Below are 21039 nucleotides of genomic sequence, written 5' to 3'. Positions count from 1 at the left end.
CTCAATTACTCAAAATTACGATAGGTGCTGAACCAATCGTTGCGCAATATCATTTAAAGGTACAACTTCTTTTGCTGCTCCAAGCCTTACTGCACTACCAGGCATTCCCCAAACAAGACTTGTAGCCTCGTCTTGCACAATGGAATGGGCACCTTTATCCACAAGACCTTTCATCGCGACAGCCCCATCCTCACCCATTCCTGTAAGCATGATGGCAGTTATATTCCTTTGATCTAAAGATGCGATGGAGTTAAACATCACCTCTACCGAAGGCTTATGGCGATTTACTGGAGCGCTATCATCCAATACACAAACAAACTCGTGACCATTCTGTTTGATACAGAGATGAGAATCCCCCGGTGCTATATATACGTGCCCAGTTTGAAGTACGTCCCCTTCTCTAGCCTCAGCCACATTTAGATCACAATTTCTATTCAATCGGTTAGCAAACCGATCGCTAAAACTAACAGGAATATGCTGTGTAACAATAATGGGCGGCATATTGGCAGGTAGAGAAGCTAAAATGTGGTGTAACGCCTCAGTTCCCCCCGTAGAAGATCCAATAGCAATAAGCTGATTTCTAGCACGCGCTAAAGGAACTTTAGAAATAACTTTTGATATTTGTTCTCGATTATTACGATTGAATTTTAGCTTGGCTGAAGTAGAAGCAGCAGCTTTAACTTTCGCGACTAAATCAGACTGAAATTGTTGTAGATGGTCATCTGACTGAGTGTTTGAAGGCTTAGCTATATAATCTATCGCACCAATTTCTAATGACTGTAAAGTAGCATCAGCACCTTCATGCGTCAGAGTCGACAGCATGACTACAGGCATCGGGTTTAGTTTCATTAAATTCTTTAAGAAAGTAATGCCATCCATCTTTGGCATTTCAATATCTAGCGTTAGCACATCTGGCTTTAATTGCTTTATTTTGTCTCTAGCATCGTAAGGGTCAACCGCGGTACCTACAACCTCAATACTAGGATCTAAAGACAACAATTCGCTAATTACTCCGCGGACCAAGGCAGAATCATCAACTATTAATACCCGGGTTTTTTCCATATCAGGGTAATTTCCTTTAAAAGAGTTCAACATCTGAATCATCCAGATGCTGATCAACATCAATTTGGTAAGATCGCTCTTCAGCAATTACACGCTGGTCGTCGCGATGATCTAGTTTATTAACTAGCATACGTCCAGTAGCAGGGAAAAATGCCACTCGACGAGCTTGATCTCCGCCTAAATCTGAGGCTACCAGTTTTAAACCTTCGTCATCTATATACTTAAGAATAAAATCTATGTTTTGCTGACCAATATTGGCGAGGCCAGACATCATATTCCCACCGCCAGTTAACTTTACATGCAAATTTTCTCGCAGGCAGCCATGTTTCATTAACTCATTAACCAGCTGCTCCATAGCAAACAAACCATATCGAGAGGAGCGCTGAAGATCATCATTGGGCCCGCCAGTAGGCAACATAAAATGATTTAACCCACCATAGCGAGTCACCGGATCAAAGATACAAGCCGATATGCAAGAGCCCAGCAAAGTCGTAATAACTAACTCATCATTAGCAATATAAAACTCACCAGGCTTTACCTTTACAGCATAAAGCTCCCAGCGCGGCTCCCAGAAAGATTTAAAATGCTCAAAACCGGATATATACTTTGGGCGATTTTGTTTTACAGGCATACAGTTCACCCTATCTTTCTGTATATAGTTTTACCCACTAGCTCAAAATTACTAGCATGGCGCGCCAATGCTTCAGAATGCCCTACAAATAGATAACCATTAGGCTTCAGCAAAGAGTGCATGCGATCCAACAATCGTGCCTGAGTATTTTGATCAAAATAGATCATTACATTTCGACAAAAAATAAAATCTAAAGGCCCTTCGATTGGCCAGTCCTGCATCAAATTTAGATAATTAAATCTAAGTAAATCTTGCAGTTCAGGTTTAACTTTCACAAAACCTTTTTGTGATCCCTTACCTTTCAGGAACCAACGTTTGAGTTGTGAGTTTGGCAGGTTCTTTATGCGGTCTTCTGTGTAAATACCCGATTTCGCGCTACTTAATACCTTGGAATCTATATCAGTCGCCAATATGCGTATATCCCAACGAGAAGGGTCGATCCCCGCTTCTAGCAAGGTCATTGCCAAGCTGTATGACTCTTCCCCTAAAGAACAGCCAGCTGACCAGCCTCTAACACGACAAGAATTACTTGCTTTAATTTCTGGAATAATAGTGTTTGTTATAAATTCAAAATGGTGCTTTTCACGGAAAAAAGCGGTTAGATTTGTCGTAAGCGCATTAATAAATTGGCTAAATTCAACAGGGTTATCGTCTAAAAAAGAGAAATAGTCATCAAAGTTAGAGAGTTTCAATTCTCTCAGACGTCGTACCAAACGGTTGTAGGCCATATCTTGCTTGTGATCAGCTAGTACAATTCCAGCATAATCGTAAAGCTCATCCCTTACCTTCACAAAATGCTGCCTTGTAAAGGTAAACTCTCGGGATCTGGTAGAATCAGATGCCATTAACGCTCCCTGAAATTTAAAAGAGTGTTAAACAGCCTATCTGAAATGATAGGCTGTTTTTTACTACTTAAAACTCTTCCCACTCATCACCACTAGCACCGGCACTTATAATTGGCTGCTTTGGTACAGTGCGTTTAACTTCAGGCTTGCGCTCAGCTTGAAGGTTCTGGCTTGCTAACTCTCTTAGACGGCTTACACCTTCAGCTTTTGCCGGCGTTTGCACTGGGCTAGACATACCCTCGGCTTCTACTACTTCAAATTGGTTTACTAGTGTTTGAAGTTGACCTGCTTGCTCTTCCATGGACGCTGAAGCTGCCGCAACTTCCTCTACCAATGCCGCATTTTGCTGTGTACCTTCATCCATTTGCGTTACTGCAATGTTCACTTGCTCAATACCAATCGCTTGTTCACGGCTAGCAGCAGCAATTTCACTGATGATAGTAGATACGTTTTTGATAGCGTCCATTATTTCAGCTAACGCTTTGCCGGACTCATCAACGAATAATCCACCCTCTTCAACTTTTTCAACGCTATCGCTGATCAGCTCTTTGATCTCTTTCGCCGCACTTGCGCTTCGTTGAGCAAGGCTACGAACTTCAGATGCAACTACTGCGAAACCACGACCTTGTTCACCAGCTCGCGCGGCCTCTACCGCTGCGTTCAAAGCAAGCAAGTTAGTCTGGAAAGCAATTTCATCAATCACACCGATAATTTCTGCAATTTTGGTAGAACTCGCGCGTATATCTCCCATTGAGGTCACTACCTTATTGGAGATTTCACCGCCCTTCTCTGCCAATTTCTGAGCATCACTAGCTTGGTTTCGAGCTTCATCAGCATTATCAGCATTTTGCTTAACCGTACTGGTCATCTGCTCCATGCTTGCTGCAGTTTCTTGCAAGCTTGCTGCTTGAGATTCTGTACGGGAACTTAGCGTTGTGTTACCGCTTGAGATTTCAGAAGCGCCTGTTGTAATACTTGCACCCGCAGTCCTAATCTCACCAACCATTGTATTCAGGTTGTGCAAGGAACTATTAAGTGCATTGTTCAACTCTGCAAATTCACCACGGAAATCGCCAGACATTTGTTGTGTCAGATCACCGTCAGACATCGCACTTAGAACGCGTTTAACTTCGCGAAGAGGCTCTACAACTGCATCCAACATTTGGTTAACACCAGAGGCAATATTTGCCATAAAACCACTGTAAAGCTCTACATCAAGTCGTTCGTTCAATTCACCTTGAGATGCTTTTTGAATCAGGTTAGCCACCTGGTCTTCCGCAACAAGCTGATCGGTAATATCCATCCACTCAACAACTGTACCCAGTCGTTGGCTGTTCTCATCAATTACTGGGTTTGCAATCAAACTGAAACTACGCGTACCAACTTTGATTTTACCGTTGTATGTGGTTTTAAGGCCTTCCAACATACGACGCTGATGTTCTGGATTCTTATGAAAAATATCAAAGTTCGAACCTAAAATTTTATCCGCTTCAAACTCCGGTAATTGCTCTCTGATATCATCTTCAGCATTACGCATCATGCCTAAGACAGCGTCGTTACAATAAATAATATTGCCGTCGTTATCCGCCAACATAACATTAGAAGACACATTATCTAGGGCTACTTTAATACGAGAAGCACGATTTGCAGCCTCTTTGGCATCATTCACTTCGTAACCGAGTTTTGTCGCAAGAATTTTCACATTTCGTTTTAGCTCACCCGTTTCGCCTGGCTCATCCAAAGGAATTGGTGCTAAATAGTCTCCTTCAGTGATATCAAGCATGTGGCGCCTAGCTTGCTCTAACGGTTTTATAACGCCGGTTTTCAAGCAGTTATTAGCACCGAATAGAATAATGAGGAACGCAACAATAGGGCCAACCATCAGCACTTCAGCAGGTAAGCCCATGAAGTAAATCGCGGCATTAATCAGCACCGCTGCCACAACAGCCATTACGGCATGATGGTTAATCTGACCTGCAAGATTCTGCTTAGGTACGGCATTTGGCGAAGGAATCGTTGCTTCATTACGCTTTAGCTTCGCGTAAAGAGCTGTAGCCTGTTCGATCTCTTCATGACTTGGACGAGTTCGTACAGACATGTACTCAACAATCTCTCCATTGCGGAAGATAGGGGTAACATTAGCCTTAACCCAATAGTAATCACCATTTTTACAACGGTTTTTTACTAATTTTGACCATGGACGTCCCAACTTAAGGGTATCCCATAGATCTTTAAAAGCCGCAGGAGGCATATCGGGATGACGAACCACATTGTGGTTTTTACCCACAAGCTCGTCATGGCTGAATCCACTAATTTCGATAAAGTCTGGATTAGTGTAAGTAATAATGCCTTTCAGGTTTGTTTTTGTAACAAGTTCCTGACCATCTCTGAGCTTAACTTCACGATCCGTAACCGGCTCATTGATTTTCATTTTCTTTCCTCCGCCCCTTACACTTCAGCTCTTGTTGATGAGTCTGCAGCTAACTCATCGGAATTCATTAATTCATCTATATCCATCAGGACAATCATTTTGTCATCCTGCGCCACAAGGCCAGTAATAAACTCAGCATTTATTACACCACCTATCTGCGGTGCAGGTTGTATCTGATTTGTTGACAGCGTGTATGTTTCAGCAACCGCATCAACAATGATCCCCATCACACGTTGACTAGTGCCACTGTCTACATTGATCACAATAACAACAGTTGTAGGCCCATATTCCACAGGATTAAGACCAAATCGCAAACGCAGATCAATCACAGGAATAATCGCCCCACGTAAGTTCAGCACACCTTTGAGGTAGTCAGGCATATCTGGCACATGAGTAACCGGCGTCCAGCCTCTAAGTTCCTGCACCCTAAGAATATCCACCCCGTACTCTTCATCATCTAGAAGAAAACTTAGATATTGGTGCCCATCGGCTGTTTGATCTAAAAGCTCAGATTGCTCCTGCCATTCAGTATCTGTCATGCCACAGCTCCCTGATCAGCATGTTCACTACGTGATATTTCATTTCGTTTTTGAGCAGCTTTTGCCGATTCAAAATCCAAACCGCGTTTCATCAGACCGGCAATATCAAGGATTAGCGCCACACTGCCATCGCCCAAGATCGTTGCTCCTGCAAACCCTTCAATACGCTTGAAGTTAACTTCCAAGCTTTTAATTACAACCTGCTGCTGTCCAAATAGCTCATCTACAACTAAACCGATTTTTTGCCCACCATTTTCAACAATGGCGATTAAACATGTATCAGTTTGATCGTCGTCTACAGGAAGCTTAAATAGGGTACGTAAGTTGATAAGCGGGATATATTCTTCGCGGAAATGAAGCAGTTTGTTTTCACCCGCAATCGGGCTCATTGCAGATTTATCAGCAAGGATTGTTTCTACAATAGAAATCAGCGGAACAATATAAGTTTCGTTATGAACACGAACAAGCTGACCGTCTAGTATGGCTAAAGTCAGAGGCAGGCTGACACTAAAGGTTGAACCGTGACCGGGTTCAGAAGTTACGCTGACATGCCCGCCTAACGATTCAATGTTACGTCTTACTACATCCATGCCAACGCCACGGCCCGATAGATCGCTCACCGCATCAGCTGTCGAAAAACCAGGCTTAAAGATAAGTTCATTAATTTCACTATCACTAAGCTGCTGATCAGCAGTTATAAGTCCGTTATCTAATGCTTTCTGGTAGATTTTTTCGGTGTTTAACCCACGGCCATCGTCGGTAATATCGATAATGATAAAGCCGCCCTGATGATAAGCATTAAGCTCCACCCTACCGACTTCAGACTTACCGGCAGCCACACGCTCATCAGGCGCTTCTAAACCATGATCAAGAGAATTTCGAATCAAGTGAACCATAGGGTCACCGATTTTCTCCATCACTGTCTTATCAATTTCCGTTTGCTCACCTGTAATAACGAGTTCTACTTTCTTACCTAACTTGCCACTGACATCATGAACCAAACGAGGGAAGCGGTTGAAAACAAAACTAATAGGCAACATACGAACACGCATTACATCTTCTTGGAGATCTCGCGTGTTTCTCTCTAATTGCTCAAGACCAGACTGTAGACGTTCAACTTCAGAACCACCGGTTATTTCAGCGAGTTCTTCACCCACCTGTCCAAGCATAGCTTGAGTGATTACCAATTCACCAACACGGTTAATGAGCGCGTCGATTTTATCTGTATCTACCCTAATAGAGCTGCTCTCAGCTGCCTTAGGTTTCCTAGCTGTACTAGCTTGATTTGCAGGTACAGCATTTGTTTTTTGTGTTTCAGGTTTTGGTGTAGGTTCAGCTGTAGGGGCAGAAGATTCAATAGAGGGAGACTCTACGTTTGATAGCGTTCCACCTTGTTTAAAACTCTCCTGAATTTCATCAGAAGGCTGTTGCACTCTAGGCTCAACGCCTAGAGAACATTCATCCTCAACCCACTCAAAAACTTCTTCTATCTCTTCTTTACTACAATCAGATATCAGTTCTAATTGCCAAGAAAGTAATAGCTGCTCTGGATTAAGCTTATCAAAATCAACTAGTCGCTCTAGATTAGCCTGTATATCAAGATGACCTAATTCTTCTAATGCTTCAAACATGAAACTAGGTTCATTTCCTGTTTCAAGCATTGAAGGCTTAGGAGTGAATAAGATTGACCACCCAGCATCACTGCTAACAGCATCCTCTGTAACACTGAGATTATCAGAGCAAACTTCCCCCTGATTGACTTCGAGATCACATTCATCTTCCACCCATTCGAAGATTTCCCGAACGTCTTCTTCTGAACAATCATCAGAAACGAGCTGTAAACCCCAAGAGAGAAAAAGCTCTTCAGAATTTAAAGATGAAAAATCAGGCAAGTTGGCAAAACTTGGAATTGCCGTTAAATCACCAAAATCAGCTAAGGCCTCAAACATAAAAGCAGGTTCGTGACCTGCCTGAAGTAAATTTCTATGAGGGCAAAACTTTATATTCCAGCAAGACTTTTTAACATCAATATCACTGGAAGCACTAGAAGAAGGCTCGGGCGCAATCTGATCTTGAGAAGGCTCTTGCCCCAAAGCTTGCTCTAAACGCTGTTGTACTTGCTGGATCTTGGGTGCATCAACTTCAGGACCATCTTGAGCTGCTTCAAGCAACATTTTGATACAGTCGACAGATTCTAGTAGCAGATTAACAAGATCGGGGGTTATGGACTGTTTGCCACTACGTAACTCATCTAATAGTGTTTCAACTACATGTGTAAAATCTGCTACTTCGTTGAAACCGAACGTACCCGCACCGCCTTTTATTGAGTGCGCAGCACGAAAAATAGTATTGATCGTTTCTTCATCGGCTGAATCAAGATTTAGAAGGCTGGACTCCATAACCTCTAAACCCTCATAGCTCTCTTCAAGGAAAGTAGCTATAAATTGTGATAGATCAATACTCATAATGCCGTCTACCGTACTACACGCTTAATTGTGCTGAGAAGTTTCTCTGGATTAAATGGTTTAACGAGCCAACCGGTTGCGCCAGCACCTTTCCCCCTCTGCTTCATTTCAGGGGAGCTTTCGGTAGTTAAAACTAAAATTGGCGTAAACTTGAATGCAGGTAATTTACGCAGTTCAGCACACAACGTAATGCCATCCATGATTGGCATATTTACATCAGTCAGAACTAAATCAAAACGTCCTGTTTGAGCCTTGCCTAAAGCTTCCTGCCCATTAGCTGCTTCCACTACTTGGTAGCCTTCCTGTTTGAGGGTAAAGGTCACCATATTTCTTAAAGAAGCCGAATCATCAACAACTAAGATGCTAGCCATTTATACTAATCTCCACATAAATCCTGAGCAGGTTAATCATTTTTAAGGGATAGAGTTTTTTCTAGACCTAACTGGCATGCAGTTTTCACTAGAGAATCTGAAGGGTTAATCCACTCTACGGCTTTTTGGAGAGCTTGGGCCTTCAGACAAAAAGCCGTTAACAGTTGCAGTGCAGCAGTATCTACTCGAGTGAGCTTATCGCCATCTAAGACAACAGAATCCACCGAGTTTAGGTATTGACCTAACTTTTGTTGCCACTCAGTCACATTTGCAATAGATAGCTCTTCAGGCATTGCCAATACACTGTTAGCGTCCATTATGGATGTTCCTTATATATAAGACTTACATCAATATACCGCTTTAATACACTCTTAAATGCAAAGGGTATAAAAATTATCTATAAAATTCGCCTAACTCGCACAATATGTCAAAGGATATTTATCAAAAACCTCTGATATTTCAGCATATTGCTAACAACATGCAACCAATGATTATATATCAATCAGTTTTACAAGAAGATGACCTAACCCTTCAGCTATTTAACCTAACAGAAGATAACTGAGCTTTACGGCGATCTGTATTTTTTAGAATTTTAGAACGCTCCTCTTCTGAAACTTTACTCCAGCGAAGGATTTCGTCTAAAGATCGATAACACCCAACGCAAATATCATGCTCATTAAGGCAGCAATTTCTTACGCAAGGGGATTCAATTTGATTTGGATTGGATTTAGAAAGCATAACTTCATTCCTTTGGCCAAACCGGCAATTACAATAATGTTAGTTCATTACAGTTTGATGTACCGATACCGAGCTCCTTAAGTAATTATAGGGGCTCTCCCCTAATAAGAGCATAGCAAAGTTTGCCAATTCCGTTTTTATAATGGCTTCATAAAAGACTTACAGATTTTATGGAACCAATTGCTTAACGACCTCTCTAAATTTTCATTACCAGTATTTACAGGTTCTGTCGAAATGAAAAAAATAATTGCCATCTCAGCCATTTCAATACTTGGCGTCGGTATTACGACCCTGTCCACAGGAAATGAGCAAGCCTCCCTATCAACTGCACCAGCAATAACACAATCAAATCAGCTCGCTATAGCTACTTTCGCCGGCGGCTGTTTCTGGTGCACTGAATCAGATTTTGAAAAGCTTGATGGTGTTGTTCAAGTCATTTCGGGTTATAGCGGTGGAGAGAAAGCTAATCCGAATTACAAAGAAGTTTCTGCCGGTTTAACCAAACACACAGAAGCGATTCAGGTGTACTACAACCCTGAAATCATCTCTTACGCAGGCCTACTCGAACATCTGTGGCGCGTTATGAACCCAACTGATGGGGATGGGCAATTTGTTGATAGAGGGAAGCAGTACCGTCCAGCCGTTTACTATCATAATGCAGCACAAAAACAGGCTATTGATCAGTCTGTTGATGCCCTTGTTAAGTCTGGCGTTTACGGTAAACCTTTAGAGACTGAAATTGCACCGTTTAAGAACTTCTTCCCTGCCGAGGATTACCACCAAGATTATTATGCGAAAAATCCGCTTCGCTATAGCTACTACCGTAATGGTTCTGGTCGTGATCAATTTTTATCAAAGGTTTGGGGTGAAAATGCTAAACATGACCTATCCCAATACAAAGACCAAAGCTCAAGCGCTGACTACCGCATCCAGCAGTTCGTCAAACCATCTGAACACTATTTAAAATCTAATCTTAGTCCGCTTCAGTACAAAGTAACTCAAGAAGATGGCACAGAAAGACCATTTGATAACGAGTATTGGGATGAAAAGCGTGAAGGTATCTATGTAGATATCGTAAGTGGTGAACCACTATTTTCATCGACGGATAAATATAAGTCTGGAACCGGCTGGCCGAGTTTTACTCAGCCGATCGAAGGGGTAGAAATTGTAGAAAAACAGGACAACTCCTTCTTTATGAAACGAGTTGAAGTAAGAAGTTCACGAGCGGACTCTCATTTGGGTCATGTTTTTAATGATGGCCCTGCCCCTACAGGCCTGCGTTATTGCATAAACTCAGCTTCTCTTCGCTTTGTTCCTAAAGAGGAGCTAACAGCCCAAGGTTATAGTCAATTTGCACAGCTTTTTAAATAAAAGCGCTTATCAACTAAAAACAAATAAAAAGGCAGCGTGATTCGCTGCCTTTTTCTTATCCCTGATTGACTTTATCGAGCATTCCACGCGATACACTCTTCTAGAGTGACACCCTTTCCACCAAATATATCTAAAGCGCTGCCGATGGTCAGATCGACATTGCCTTGAGAAAGCTGATCCACCAGCTTAAGGTCTTCGAGAGAACGTGCTCCACCAGCATAAGTAACAGGGATCGAACACGCTTTTCCTAAAAGCTTAACTAGCTCTTGATCTATACCACCCTGCAAGCCCTCAACGTCCGCAGCATGGATTAAAAATTCAGCACAATGCTCACCTAATTCAGACAAGGTTTTCTCATCAACCGCTAGGCTCGTCACCGTTTGCCAACGGTCGGTCGCTATATTCCAACCGGATTCCGTACGACGACAGCTAAGGTCCAATATAAGCTTGTCAGCACCTGTTTCAGCCTTAATCTTCTCTAAACGTTCCCAGCTAAATTGACCTTGATCGAATAGATAAGAAGTGACGATAACGTGAGATGCACCCGCTTCTAAATACTCAGTAGCATTTTCATTATTTACGCCGCCGCCAAACTGGAGACCACCTTTCCAGGTTGATAGCGCTAATAAAGCCTGCTCTTTGTTACCAGGCCCTAATGCGATGACGTGACCACCCGTCAGGTTATGCTGCTGATAAAGTTCCGCATAATAAGCCGCATCATAAGGGCTTACATAGTTGGTATCAGCACCACTATCTTGCAAGCTACCACCAACAATTTGCTTAACCTGCCCTTGGTGCAGATCGATACATGGACGAAACTGTGTCACGCTATCTCCTGATCATCGAAGCTGAAAGGCGCTATTTTATAGAGCGAATCGCTTTAGGTATATGCCAATCATTTGATTCTTATACATAACGGCGCTTAGCGTCGGTTACTTTGACCAAATAGCGCTGTGTTTCTAATGGCATACGGCTCTGCAATCTCTGCCAAACACTGGAAGAAGTGGATCGATTAATCGCATTGATGGCTTGTCGACGATCACTCGAAAAGCTCCTCAGCACATTACCTACACCACCGTTATACGCAGCAATTATGCAAAATTCTTTGCTCTGAGGATCCCTTACTTCAACTAAATAGCGCGTTTGCAGAATATGCAGATAAGCACATCCCATACGGATATTATTCTCGACATTGAATAGATAATTTCTGGAAGGAGTACCGGCGCGACCATAAATCTCTTGGTGAGCATCTCGCCCAGCTGTTGTTGGAACAATCTGCATTAATCCATAAGCTGGAGCATGACTGACCGCAAAAGGGTTAAAGTGACTTTCGGTCTCGATGATCGCATACACTAAGGAGGGATTGAGATTGTATTGTCGAGAATACTTGTCCACCAAAGCGGCGTAACGGTAGCGCCTTTTTAAGCGGTGCTTTTCGACCAAAGGAAGCTCAACAAAATACTCCGTTTTTGTAGCACCATTAGCGGTCTTTACTTGACGTTTCTGTAACGAGTTCGCTAGAAGGTATTTTGCATATCGCTCAGCGCGCCACCCCCATCTTACTGGTTGGCCTTCATGATCTAGGATCTGCTGATAAAGAAAAGGCTCTCCCCCCAAAGTAACTGGGGCATCCGAATAAAGATCGACTTGGGTTGGATCTTCTGGCGATAACAACAAGGTAACTATCGCACTTTGCAGCTTGCTCTGATCTAAAGTTTCGACGCGAATTTGTCCTTTTTCGAAGTCTACGATTCCTCGACTCAGGTACTTATCGGTATATTTAACATAGGTCGTTGGCGTAGGCTGAAGGGCTTCATCCTCTCCCCATACGCTGCTGATCAGTTGAGAGAACTTTTTAATGTCATTAACCAAACCTTTAGGATTGGTTACCCAACCGGTCGCTTTACTTTTAGCGTGAGAGGTAAGTGCACCTTCAACACTTTGGCCTCTTGCTACACTGGTTGCGATTCGAAATGCATCATGAGTTGTACAACCAGCCAAACCTAGCGGAAGTAAGCCCAGTAAAAAGCGTCTGCGTGTGAGCATAGAACCTCTAATCAGGGGAAATAAGGCAGAAGATTCAAAAGAAACTTCCAGCTGACTTAGATCTATGACAGTAACCTAATCAGATCAGCATGCGCAACGACAAGACCATCAATCACTTACTTAATTTGGGTATACCTTCTCTCTGGGCGCCCAACACTGCCATAGTTAACTTCGGCCATAAGTTCATTTGCACTCACTAAAAACTCTAGATACCGCCTTGCAGTAGTTCGACTCGCGCCGATCTCCTCCCCTACTTCTTCAGCATTGAGCGGCGTATTTACCGCACAGAAGACATTTCGGACTTTATCTAAAGTAATTCCATCAATCCCTTTAGGTAGGCGAACCTCTCCAGTGACAGTGGAAACGCTTGAGCTTTGCCCACTCGATCTAGGCAGCACTTTATCCACATCACTTTGAGCCAATAACTCCATAGCTTGGAGTTTTTTTAGATGCAGCTGATAGTTTTCGAGGGTTTCTTGGAGACGGTCAAAAACGAGTGGTTTTAAAATGTAATCAAAGACACCACCACGCAGTGCCTCACGTAGTGTTTCCACCTCTTTAGCGGCGGTAATTAAAATGACATCTGTTCCTTGATTCCCTGAACGCAGTTTTCTTAGTAGATCTAAGCCAGTCCCTGTCGGAAACTGGATATCAAGCAATAAAAGCTCTGGCTGCAGGACCTCAACCAGATCCTCAGCTTCTTCTAATCCGTGAGCAATCCCAACTAACTCAAATCCAGAGATACGCTCTAAAAACCGCTTTTGTATCTCAGCTATTTGCTGATCATCTTCTGCAATAACAACTCGAATATCACTCATCTTTTTATACTTGTTAATTGAGTTTTATTTCACTGAGTATCAACTTTTAGTAATACTCATTTTTCTATACCTACGAATAAGTCTCACCCCTGAGCTTTGGGAATATAGACGATAAATCGACTTCCCCCTTTCTCTCCTAGTTCACAGGTCACTGTGCCATTTAAATTTCCTAATAGCTGTTTCACCAGATGTAACCCGATGCCGTGCCCATCTTTAGCTTTACTGGTATATCCTTTCTCGAAAATCTTCTCTTGATCGCCTCCTTTTACGCCCGGCCCTTGATCTTCAATCTCAAAGATTAGATCTGTACCCAAATCCAACATACTAAGCGCAACCTCTCCACCTAAACCCGTATGCTCCCATGTAGCCTCAAGTGCATTATCGATTAGGTTACCAATAATACTGACTAAGTGCTCTCGAGGGAGCTTATCTGGTAGCGATAACATTCTACTATCTGGATCGATAATGAGGTGAAGCCCCATCTCTTTAGCACGGTTATATTTACCTAATAAACACCCCGCCAATACAGGATCGGAAACAGCCTCACGTAGTAAAGTGATCAGTTCTTGGTGACTTTGCGCTTCTTGCCCTATAAGCGCCTGAGCCTCGTCGGTTGCTCCAATCTGAATCAAACCCGCAATGGTATGCAGCTTATTAGAGTATTCATGTGACTGGCTGCGTAAGCTGTCAGCGTATTGCTGAATTCGCGTTAGTTTTTTACTCACCATCGCTAATTCGTCTTTGCGCCTAAAACTCGAAACAACACCAGTAATCTGATCACCTTGTTTTAAAGGTAAGCGGTTAGCGATGAGATTATGACCATAGAGCCATACCTCCTCGTCGAATTGCGGCTGTCCTGTTTTTAGCACCTCTAGCATTGTACTGTCAGGTAACACTTCTGATATGTGACGCCCAGCCAGCTCTGCATAATCCGCTAAACCCAGTGTTTCCACAGCAGTTCGATTAAAGGTTGTGATCCGTCCATCATTATTGATAGCGATTATCCCTTCACGCACCGATTCTAATGTCGCTCTTTGCTCATCAAATAAACGCGCGATCTGCTCAGGCTCCAAGCCAAAAATGGCTCGTTTAAAGTGATTAGCGAACCAAACAGCAATCATTGCGCTTAATAAAAATGACGCCCCAATAACAGCGATCAGTGTAATCCGATACTCTTCAATAATGTTTTCGACCTGATCAAGATGATAACCAACCGACACCAGACCTATAACCTCACCCTCATTTGAAAAGATCGGCGCTTTCCCGCGCATCGACCACCCCATGCTACCTAAAGCTTTAGAAAGGTATCCCTGACCTGCCACGAGCGCCGGTGCATTATCGTCACCTTCATCATCAGACATTGGCCGACCAATTTTTTCTGTTCTTGGGTGCGCCAGACGGATCCCCTGTTTATCTCCAATCACCACAAATCGAGCTTGAGTTTCTTCTGCCAAACGTAAACTTAAAGGCTGTAAATATTGGCTATCGCCCCTTTGTACTGCGTCGATTATCTGTGGAGCGACAGCAATTGTTTTAGCCACATCTAACGCTCTTTGACCAATCTGTTCATCTAACGATTTATGTAGGTAATGGACCGCAAAAACACCGATAAAACCTGTCTGCACAATCGCCATTAATCCCAAAATCAGGATCATACGGCTCTTAAGTTTTAATCGGCTTAGTACTTTAATATCCAAACTCATTCAGTGAACTCGCTAAATACCCTAATCATTAGATACTTTAAAGCTTAGCTAACCTCGATTAAAAAGCCCCGTAAACATTATGAACAAAATGATTTTTAAGGTTTAAAAAGCCTTTAATTTCATAAGCTTCATTTGCCGAATAAACCTCACTACTTTGTAGGCATCACAAAAATAAATACGAGGTGATCTCGATGTTCGGTAAAGTTAAAAGCAAAAAAACTCTGATGGCGGCCGTATTAACTACATGCATGACAGCAGGTGTTTCCTACCAAGCACAAGCAATGGAAAGCATTCACTTTCTAATCCCTGGTGGCGCAGGCGGTGGCTGGGATTCAACAGCCCGTGGCACTGGTGAAGCGCTATCTAAAGCAGGTATTGTTGATACGATCTCTTACGAAAATATGTCTGGCGGTGGCGGTGGTAAAGCCATTGCTCACTTGATCGAGACAGCTGAACAGAAGCAAGACACCTTGATGGTGAACTCAACACCTATCGTAATTCGTTCACTTTCTAAAGTATTCCCACAATCATTCCGTGATCTAACACCAATCGCTGCAACTATCGGCGATTACGGTGCCTTTGTCGTTAAGAAAGATTCAAAATACACCGATTTCAAACAAGTGGTTGCTGACTACAAAGCAAACCCACGCTCTATCAAAATTGCCGGCGGTTCTGCTCGTGGCAGCATGGATCACCTAGTAGCTGCAATGGCATTTAAAGCAACGGGCGGCGATGCACGTCAAGTTCGCTACGTTGCTTACGATGCAGGCGGTAAAGCAATGGCCGGCCTTCTTTCTGGAGAAACACAACTTCTCTCGACAGGTTTCAGTGAGGCGCTAGCCCTGGCTGAAGCAGGCGAAGTACGTATTCTGGTCATGACAGGCAGCGAACGAAATGAAGCAGCACCAGACGTTCCAACCTTAAAAGAGCTTGGCTACGACACTACATTTGTAAACTGGCGTGGCTTCTTCGCGGCACCAGGCACCAGCGAAGCGCAACAAGCTGAGTTTATTGAATCTCTAGAAAAAATGTACGACACACCTGAGTGGGAAACTGTCCGTTCACGTAATGGCTGGACAGAGATTTTCAAACCAGGCCCTGAATTTATCTCATTCCTAGAAACTCAGGAAACAGAAGTTGGCGCCCTAATGCGTGAACTTGGCTTCCTTAAGTAAACACACTCTCATTACGCAGCAATATCCCTGACTTCGATTAAGTCAGGCCTTCTTTACCGAGGGCTTTGCCCTTTGGCCTCTGTCGACTGGCCCTCGGTTTTTTTAAATAGACAGTTATGGCCTCTGCCATAGCAGGAGGATCCTCATGACCTTATGCAAAGATCATATTGGTGGTCTGGTATTTCTCAGTTTGTCTGTAGCTTACGGCTACTATGCAACTCAGATCCCTTTACTGCCTGGTGATGAATTCGAACCTTTCCACGCACAAACAATTCCTAATGCTTTGGCAATAGTAGGTGGCGTACTGTCCATCTTACTGCTGGCTACAACCAAATCTAGCAATGACCAAAAGTTAGTTCTTAAAGGGTATGACTTCCCATTAGTAATCAAATTATTACTACTCGTTGTACTTTTTGCGTTAGCACTTGAATGGCTAGGTTTCTTAATTTCTACCATTTTCTTTTTAGTCGGTGGTTACTGGCTATTAGGCGAAAGAAGGCCCAAGACCCTATTTATTGCATCGGTGCCTTTTGCCATTTTCCTATGGTTCGCACTAACCCAACTACTCGATATTTATCTGGCTCCAGGTAAAGCGTTAACTACAATTTTTGGAGGCTGATCTCATGTTAGACGGAATTATTACCGGCCTTACCACTGCGGTGATGCCTTTTAACCTATTGATGGTCGTTGTTGGCTGCTTTGCAGGCACGTTTATCGGGATGTTGCCAGGCTTAGGCCCTATTTCAGCAGTAGCCCTGATGATCCCAATCACTTACGGACTAGATCCATCTTCTGGCATTATTTTGATGGCCGGAGTTTATTACGGTGCGGTCTTTGGTGGCTCAACTTCATCGATTTTGATCAACGCTCCCGGCTGTGCGAGCACAGTTGTAACCTCTTTTGACGGTTACCCGCTTGCTCAACAAAAGCAGGCAGGTAAAGCTTTAGCGCTTGCAGCATATTCATCATTTACAGGCGGCACTATCGGTGCGCTGGTACTGCTATTTGCAGCACCTGCATTAGCCTCTGTTTCGTTGAGTTTCCAATCTAGCGATTACTTTGCCCTGATGATTCTTGGTTTAACTGCTGTAGCGGCATTCTCTGGTAAAGGCCAAGTTATCAAAGCTCTAATCATGACCGTATTAGGCTTGATGATCGCTACTGTAGGTACAGATGTTACATCAGGCACAACCCGATTTACGTTTGGCAGCGTCGACTTGATCGATGGTATCAGCTTCTTACTTTTAGCTATGGCAACCTTTGCTTTAACCGAGGTAGTTATGACTGTCCTTAAAGGTCAGCATAACGAGAAAGAAGCACCTATGGATATGAGCCAACTAGGCAGCATGAAGCTAAGCAAAGAAGAAGTTAAGCACGTTGCCCCTACCGTTGGCCGCTCCTCCTTTTTTGGTTTCCTCATTGGGATCCTTCCAGGTGCAGGAGCAACCATCGCGTCTTTCCTTGCTTATGGTCTGGAACGTAACCTTGCTTCAGCCAAAGAGAAACTAAAATTTGGTAAGGGCGCTTTACGTGGCTTGGCAGCACCTGAATCTGCAAACAATGCCGCATCTACAGGCTCATTCGTACCACTTCTGACGTTGGGTATTCCTGGTTCAGGTACAACAGCAATTATGCTAGGTGCATTAATTGCTTACGGTATTCAGCCGGGCCCTCGTTTATTTCTAGATAACCCGGATGTGTTCTGGTCTGTCATCATTTCGATGTACTTTGGTAACTTGGTACTACTGATTCTTAATCTGCCGTTGATACCTTATATCTCTCGACTACTGGTTATCCCAAGACCGATCTTAATCCCATTGATCCTTTTCTTCTCGATCACTGGTGTTTATCTCGTGAGCTTTAATAGCTTTGATATTCACATGATGGCGATCATTACGGTTATAGCCATATTCCTAAAACTACTTGAGTTCCCTATGGCCCCTATGCTGCTTGGTTTTATCTTAGGCGGTTTGATGGAAAACAACTTAAGCCGTGCTTTAACCATCTCTGATGGCAGCTTTGCCTTCCTTTGGGAGCGTCCTCTGACACTGAGTATCGTCATTACAGCAATCGTAATTTTAGTCCTTCCTCCAATCATCGAAGCTTGGAGAAAGAGAACTGATTCCAGCAAGACCCCAGGTTGCGAAGCAGCTATCTCTGAGGGTGAAGGCTAGCCCTAACCACGACTCAACATAAGCAGGAATTTACAAGTCAGGCTGTAAATTCCTGCTCTCCAATTTCACTCAACTTTAACTAATCCATAGGAGGAATAGCGGATGGCTGTGCCTGCAATCCCCAAACTGAATGCCTTTTGCAGCACGGTTTTGACATTTTAAAACTCTAAGTCGGCTATTGAGCACTTAGGATTTCACAACTGATGTCCCAGTTGTCCCGAGTCAAATAGTCACTTACTGAAATACAAAGCTTCCCTCTGTGCTCAACACAATTCTGAGCAAGAGGTTCTAAAAAATACAAAAGAGGCAAACATGAAAAAACTAGCTTTATCAGTAGCTATTACCGCAACACTCGCTACCAGCACGTCCATGGCAGCAACAATCTACAGCGCTGACGGTTTAACTTATAAACTGAAAGGCGATTGGCAGCTTCAATTACGTGATGACTACAAAAAAGCCAATGATTTTGACGTAGAGTTTGATGATTTAGAGCTGAAAAACACAATTATTTACGATCTAGGCAACGATCTTAAAGCCTTCGGCCAACTAGACTTTTCCTTTAACGGTTCGGCCGACGATTCCAGTGCCAGCGATAGTAAATTAGAAGAAGCCTACCTAGGCCTTCAATACAGCAACTTGAAGTTAAAAGTTGGTAAAACCAATACGGCCGGCGACGAGTTTGGTGTGGAAGCGGCTTATGAAACGATCCTTGATGAAGATCAGTTTGATGTAGTTAAAAGCTCAGGCGACGATCTTATCCGCCTAGAAGCAAGCTTTGATAATGCCACTGTAGTTGTATCACATGAAATAGCATCAGACGGCAATGCTAGCGAAGATGGTGAAGCAACTGATCTGTTTGTTAGCACTAAACTGTCTGAGCTATCTCTAGCCGCTGCATACCAAACTCATCAAGCTAGCGGCTCGACTTATTCAGATGATACTTGGGGTGTGAGTGCCAAATTCGATGCTGGTTTTGCAACTTTTGGAACGGATTTCAGTTCGACTGACTATGGCAACCCAGCAACAGCTGATGCTGACATCAGTAACTTAGTCGCTATTTTCCAGCCTCTAGACACTACTCGAGTAGCGCTAGGTTACGTGAATGTAGATTCTGATGCAGACAACCAAGACGCGAGCTCTTGGTACACTAACGTGACATATAAATTCCCGTCACAGAAGAACGTATCAGTCTTCGCCGAAGTAGCTAAAGCAAGTTTTGACGATGCTAGCGTAGATTCTGAAATCGACGTTCTTGCAGGCATGCAAATCAAGTTCTAATTGCTAAACGGTGGCTCAATAGGTCCTCCCCTTCAAGCCTATTGAGCCATTCTTACCCTCTGGAGAACCACATGAAAAAACTAGCCTTGCTTGTAACACTGATTTCAGCGCCTCACGTAATGGCAGATAACCAACTACTGTTGGGGGAAGGCATTAAAGTTCACGCGATTAACGGTAGCGAAAAGATTTCCTCTTTTTTTACCAAGAATCGATCTTTAAACCTACCCGATGGAAATAACCAACTTCTTGTTTCTTACACGGCAGAGATAAAAAATGGCAGTGATTATGAGTTAGAGCAAAGCCACCCAAGTGTTCTTTTATTCAGTGCAAAGAAACAATCGCTCACACTCAAAACACCTGAGATCAAAACTACAAGGCAGTTAGAGCATTTCAACCGCGAGCTTAATTGGAAACTTGAAAACGCCCAAAAGCCAATCCACTTTAAAGCAGCGCTACTGCCACTGAAAGGCTTCCGTCTAGGTATAGATTTTGAGAGAGAGCTGGCTGATTTTAATAGATCAAACAACAATGCTAGTCAGCCGGTGTCAATCATTGAAACACCATCTGTTGTAAAAGGAGATAAAGTGACTGATGAACAAATGAAGTTGATTTTATTGAAAAGCTTATATCAACAAGCCTCTCCTGAAACTCAAGAAGCTTTTAAAAGCTTTATCCAATAATTGCGGGAAGGTTTTTGTCTCTCTGCACAATTTATTCTGAAAAATAGCTTGACAAAAACCATCCAAAATAAATTTCAACCCACTGAAAAATAAAGACTTTTATCCCTGTATTATTTTCAAGCAATTTGCTGAATAGCCAAGCTTTACGGGGCCTATAGCAACTTAACCATAAACAACTAACAAAGTTATCCACAGAAGCTGTTTATAACTTACTTAGATAGATTAATCTTTAACTGATTCGAGTGTATTGACGAGATCTTGGAAAGCCTCTCTATTTGCTTCATTCAGATCCATAAGAATGCGGTGCGCAGCAATAATTCTCTCCTGCATTTCAGCAACAGATTCCTGCACAAGCGGGAGCTCTTTAAGGTCTTCTACACAAGGCGGGAGTTCTTCTAGCAGAACAAAAATATGGTCGAACCCCATGGTGTACAGGATTCGTGTTATATCTGAGTTAGTCGAGACTAGAGCAGGCTTATCCATTCCAGCCAACTCAGCCTTAATCGCTAATTTCGCAATCAATCCCAAAGAAGTACTATCAATCCCTTCGGCTTGAGTCAGATCGATCAATACTTCTGTAACTGTAGGGTCAGCTAAAGACTGCTCTAGATGGCAATCTAAAGTCGCACACAAGGTCAGTCGAACGTCTCCAACGAACTTGAGGACAAATCGCCCTTCAACCAAGGCTGAATATATTAAACCTTCTTGCATG

General features: G+C 43.1%; 20 protein-coding genes. 6 read left to right on the top strand and 14 right to left on the bottom strand.

Annotation, left to right across the window (positions count from 1 at the left end; genetic code table 11):
* Positions 1–15: 15 nt before the first annotated feature.
* The 9 genes from ACMXYN_RS05995 to ACMXYN_RS05955 all read right to left on the bottom strand — a co-directional run bounded on the left by ACMXYN_RS05995 (position 16) and on the right by ACMXYN_RS05955 (position 9082).
* Positions 16–1095, bottom strand: a complete 1080-nt coding sequence (locus tag ACMXYN_RS05995) for a protein-glutamate methylesterase/protein-glutamine glutaminase (RefSeq protein WP_415893941.1) — start codon at positions 1093–1095, stop codon at positions 16–18.
* Positions 1079–1693, bottom strand: a complete 615-nt coding sequence (locus ACMXYN_RS05990; protein WP_415893940.1) for a chemotaxis protein CheD — start codon at positions 1691–1693, stop codon at positions 1079–1081. The genes ACMXYN_RS05995 and ACMXYN_RS05990 overlap by 17 nt, the downstream gene beginning before the upstream one ends.
* A 5-nt stretch (positions 1694–1698) precedes the next feature.
* Positions 1699–2538, bottom strand: a complete 840-nt coding sequence (locus tag ACMXYN_RS05985; RefSeq protein ID WP_415893939.1) for a CheR family methyltransferase — start codon at positions 2536–2538, stop codon at positions 1699–1701.
* A 67-nt stretch (positions 2539–2605) separates the two neighbouring features.
* The gene (locus tag ACMXYN_RS05980; RefSeq protein WP_415893938.1) at positions 2606–4969 is read right to left on the bottom strand and encodes a methyl-accepting chemotaxis protein; all 2364 of its coding nucleotides are present in this window, start codon (positions 4967–4969) and stop codon (positions 2606–2608) included.
* A gap of 17 nt (positions 4970–4986) precedes the next feature.
* Positions 4987–5508, bottom strand: coding sequence for a chemotaxis protein CheW (locus ACMXYN_RS05975; RefSeq protein WP_415893937.1), 522 nt, complete (start codon positions 5506–5508; stop codon positions 4987–4989).
* Positions 5505–7973 (bottom strand): chemotaxis protein CheA, encoded by a 2469-nt coding sequence (locus ACMXYN_RS05970; protein ID WP_415893936.1) that lies wholly within the window; start codon positions 7971–7973, stop codon positions 5505–5507. The genes ACMXYN_RS05975 and ACMXYN_RS05970 overlap by 4 nt, the downstream gene beginning before the upstream one ends.
* An 8-nt stretch (positions 7974–7981) precedes the next feature.
* Positions 7982–8344, bottom strand: a complete 363-nt coding sequence (locus ACMXYN_RS05965) for a response regulator (protein WP_415881668.1) — start codon at positions 8342–8344, stop codon at positions 7982–7984.
* Positions 8345–8376: 32 nt separating this feature from the next.
* Entirely contained in the window at positions 8377–8661 is a 285-nt protein-coding gene (locus tag ACMXYN_RS05960) for an STAS domain-containing protein (protein WP_415893935.1), read from the bottom strand.
* A 214-nt stretch (positions 8662–8875) separates the two neighbouring features.
* Positions 8876–9082 (bottom strand): DUF1289 domain-containing protein, encoded by a 207-nt coding sequence (locus ACMXYN_RS05955; protein ID WP_415893934.1) that lies wholly within the window; start codon positions 9080–9082, stop codon positions 8876–8878.
* Between the two features lie 336 nt (positions 9083–9418).
* On the opposite strand from ACMXYN_RS05955, the gene msrB reads away from it, so the two are divergent.
* Positions 9419–10453 carry a peptide-methionine (R)-S-oxide reductase MsrB gene (msrB, locus tag ACMXYN_RS05950; protein WP_415894468.1) on the top strand — a complete coding sequence of 345 codons (1035 nt, stop codon included), beginning with the start codon at positions 9419–9421 and terminating at the stop codon, positions 10451–10453.
* Positions 10454–10524: 71 nt separating this feature from the next.
* On the opposite strand, the gene hisA is transcribed toward msrB, so the two are convergent.
* From hisA to ACMXYN_RS05930, 4 genes are all read right to left on the bottom strand, one after another.
* Entirely contained in the window at positions 10525–11280 is a 756-nt protein-coding gene (gene hisA, locus ACMXYN_RS05945; protein WP_415893933.1) for a phosphoribosylformimino-5-aminoimidazole carboxamide ribotide isomerase, read from the bottom strand.
* Between the two features lie 79 nt (positions 11281–11359).
* Positions 11360–12499: a murein transglycosylase domain-containing protein gene (locus tag ACMXYN_RS05940; protein ID WP_415893932.1), complete on the bottom strand. Its 1140-nt coding sequence runs from the start codon at positions 12497–12499 to the stop codon at positions 11360–11362.
* 116 nt (positions 12500–12615) lie between these two features.
* Positions 12616–13317, bottom strand: coding sequence for a response regulator (locus ACMXYN_RS05935; RefSeq protein WP_415893931.1), 702 nt, complete (start codon positions 13315–13317; stop codon positions 12616–12618).
* 83 nt (positions 13318–13400) lie between these two features.
* Positions 13401–15020 carry an ATP-binding protein gene (locus tag ACMXYN_RS05930; RefSeq protein ID WP_415893930.1) on the bottom strand — a complete coding sequence of 540 codons (1620 nt, stop codon included), beginning with the start codon at positions 15018–15020 and terminating at the stop codon, positions 13401–13403.
* Positions 15021–15211: 191 nt separating this feature from the next.
* On the opposite strand from ACMXYN_RS05930, the gene ACMXYN_RS05925 reads away from it, so the two are divergent.
* The 5 genes from ACMXYN_RS05925 (at position 15212) to ACMXYN_RS05905 (ending at position 20327) form a co-directional block, all read left to right on the top strand.
* On the top strand, positions 15212–16195 hold the full coding sequence (locus ACMXYN_RS05925; protein ID WP_415893929.1) for a tripartite tricarboxylate transporter substrate binding protein: 984 nt from the start codon (positions 15212–15214) through the stop codon (positions 16193–16195).
* A 145-nt stretch (positions 16196–16340) separates the two neighbouring features.
* On the top strand, positions 16341–16814 hold the full coding sequence (locus ACMXYN_RS05920) for a tripartite tricarboxylate transporter TctB family protein (protein WP_415885150.1): 474 nt from the start codon (positions 16341–16343) through the stop codon (positions 16812–16814).
* Between the two features lie 4 nt (positions 16815–16818).
* Positions 16819–18369, top strand: a complete 1551-nt coding sequence (locus tag ACMXYN_RS05915; RefSeq protein WP_415893928.1) for a tripartite tricarboxylate transporter permease — start codon at positions 16819–16821, stop codon at positions 18367–18369.
* 312 nt (positions 18370–18681) lie between these two features.
* The gene (locus tag ACMXYN_RS05910) at positions 18682–19647 is read left to right on the top strand and encodes a porin (RefSeq protein ID WP_415893927.1); all 966 of its coding nucleotides are present in this window, start codon (positions 18682–18684) and stop codon (positions 19645–19647) included.
* 71 nt (positions 19648–19718) lie between these two features.
* Positions 19719–20327, top strand: a complete 609-nt coding sequence (locus ACMXYN_RS05905) for a DUF2057 family protein (protein ID WP_415893926.1) — start codon at positions 19719–19721, stop codon at positions 20325–20327.
* A gap of 222 nt (positions 20328–20549) precedes the next feature.
* On the opposite strand, the gene ACMXYN_RS05900 is transcribed toward ACMXYN_RS05905, so the two are convergent.
* Positions 20550–21038, bottom strand: a complete 489-nt coding sequence (locus tag ACMXYN_RS05900) for an STAS domain-containing protein (RefSeq protein WP_415893925.1) — start codon at positions 21036–21038, stop codon at positions 20550–20552.
* Position 21039 lies beyond the last annotated feature (1 nt).

Origin of the sequence: Neptuniibacter sp. PT8_73, from assembly GCF_047778045.1 — a bacterium.
Classification (GTDB): domain Bacteria; phylum Pseudomonadota; class Gammaproteobacteria; order Pseudomonadales; family Balneatricaceae; genus Neptuniibacter.
The sequence above is the reverse complement of the archived record's forward strand: the minus strand, read 5'-3'. Positions and strand labels throughout refer to the sequence as shown.

What these genes read in the sequence shown, in the direction of transcription:
- ACMXYN_RS05995 (WP_415893941.1), bottom strand. Translation starts at nt 1,095, where the DNA reads ATGTTGAACTCTTTTAAAGGAAATTACCCTGATATGGAAAAAACCCGG.
- ACMXYN_RS05990 (WP_415893940.1), bottom strand. Translation starts at nt 1,693, where the DNA reads ATGCCTGTAAAACAAAATCGCCCAAAGTATATATCCGGTTTTGAGCAT.
- ACMXYN_RS05985 (WP_415893939.1), bottom strand. Translation starts at nt 2,538, where the DNA reads ATGGCATCTGATTCTACCAGATCCCGAGAGTTTACCTTTACAAGGCAG.
- ACMXYN_RS05980 (WP_415893938.1), bottom strand. Translation starts at nt 4,969, where the DNA reads ATGAAAATCAATGAGCCGGTTACGGATCGTGAAGTTAAGCTCAGAGAT.
- ACMXYN_RS05975 (WP_415893937.1), bottom strand. Translation starts at nt 5,508, where the DNA reads ATGACAGATACTGAATGGCAGGAGCAATCTGAGCTTTTAGATCAAACA.
- ACMXYN_RS05970 (WP_415893936.1), bottom strand. Translation starts at nt 7,973, where the DNA reads ATGAGTATTGATCTATCACAATTTATAGCTACTTTCCTTGAAGAGAGC.
- ACMXYN_RS05965 (WP_415881668.1), bottom strand. Translation starts at nt 8,344, where the DNA reads ATGGCTAGCATCTTAGTTGTTGATGATTCGGCTTCTTTAAGAAATATG.
- ACMXYN_RS05960 (WP_415893935.1), bottom strand. Translation starts at nt 8,661, where the DNA reads ATGGACGCTAACAGTGTATTGGCAATGCCTGAAGAGCTATCTATTGCA.
- ACMXYN_RS05955 (WP_415893934.1), bottom strand. Translation starts at nt 9,082, where the DNA reads ATGCTTTCTAAATCCAATCCAAATCAAATTGAATCCCCTTGCGTAAGA.
- ACMXYN_RS05940 (WP_415893932.1), bottom strand. Translation starts at nt 12,499, where the DNA reads ATGCTCACACGCAGACGCTTTTTACTGGGCTTACTTCCGCTAGGTTTG.
- ACMXYN_RS05935 (WP_415893931.1), bottom strand. Translation starts at nt 13,317, where the DNA reads ATGAGTGATATTCGAGTTGTTATTGCAGAAGATGATCAGCAAATAGCT.
- ACMXYN_RS05930 (WP_415893930.1), bottom strand. Translation starts at nt 15,020, where the DNA reads ATGAGTTTGGATATTAAAGTACTAAGCCGATTAAAACTTAAGAGCCGT.
- ACMXYN_RS05925 (WP_415893929.1), top strand. Translation starts at nt 15,212, where the DNA reads ATGTTCGGTAAAGTTAAAAGCAAAAAAACTCTGATGGCGGCCGTATTA.
- ACMXYN_RS05920 (WP_415885150.1), top strand. Translation starts at nt 16,341, where the DNA reads ATGACCTTATGCAAAGATCATATTGGTGGTCTGGTATTTCTCAGTTTG.
- ACMXYN_RS05915 (WP_415893928.1), top strand. Translation starts at nt 16,819, where the DNA reads ATGTTAGACGGAATTATTACCGGCCTTACCACTGCGGTGATGCCTTTT.
- ACMXYN_RS05910 (WP_415893927.1), top strand. Translation starts at nt 18,682, where the DNA reads ATGAAAAAACTAGCTTTATCAGTAGCTATTACCGCAACACTCGCTACC.
- ACMXYN_RS05905 (WP_415893926.1), top strand. Translation starts at nt 19,719, where the DNA reads ATGAAAAAACTAGCCTTGCTTGTAACACTGATTTCAGCGCCTCACGTA.
- ACMXYN_RS05900 (WP_415893925.1), bottom strand. Translation starts at nt 21,038, where the DNA reads ATGCAAGAAGGTTTAATATATTCAGCCTTGGTTGAAGGGCGATTTGTC.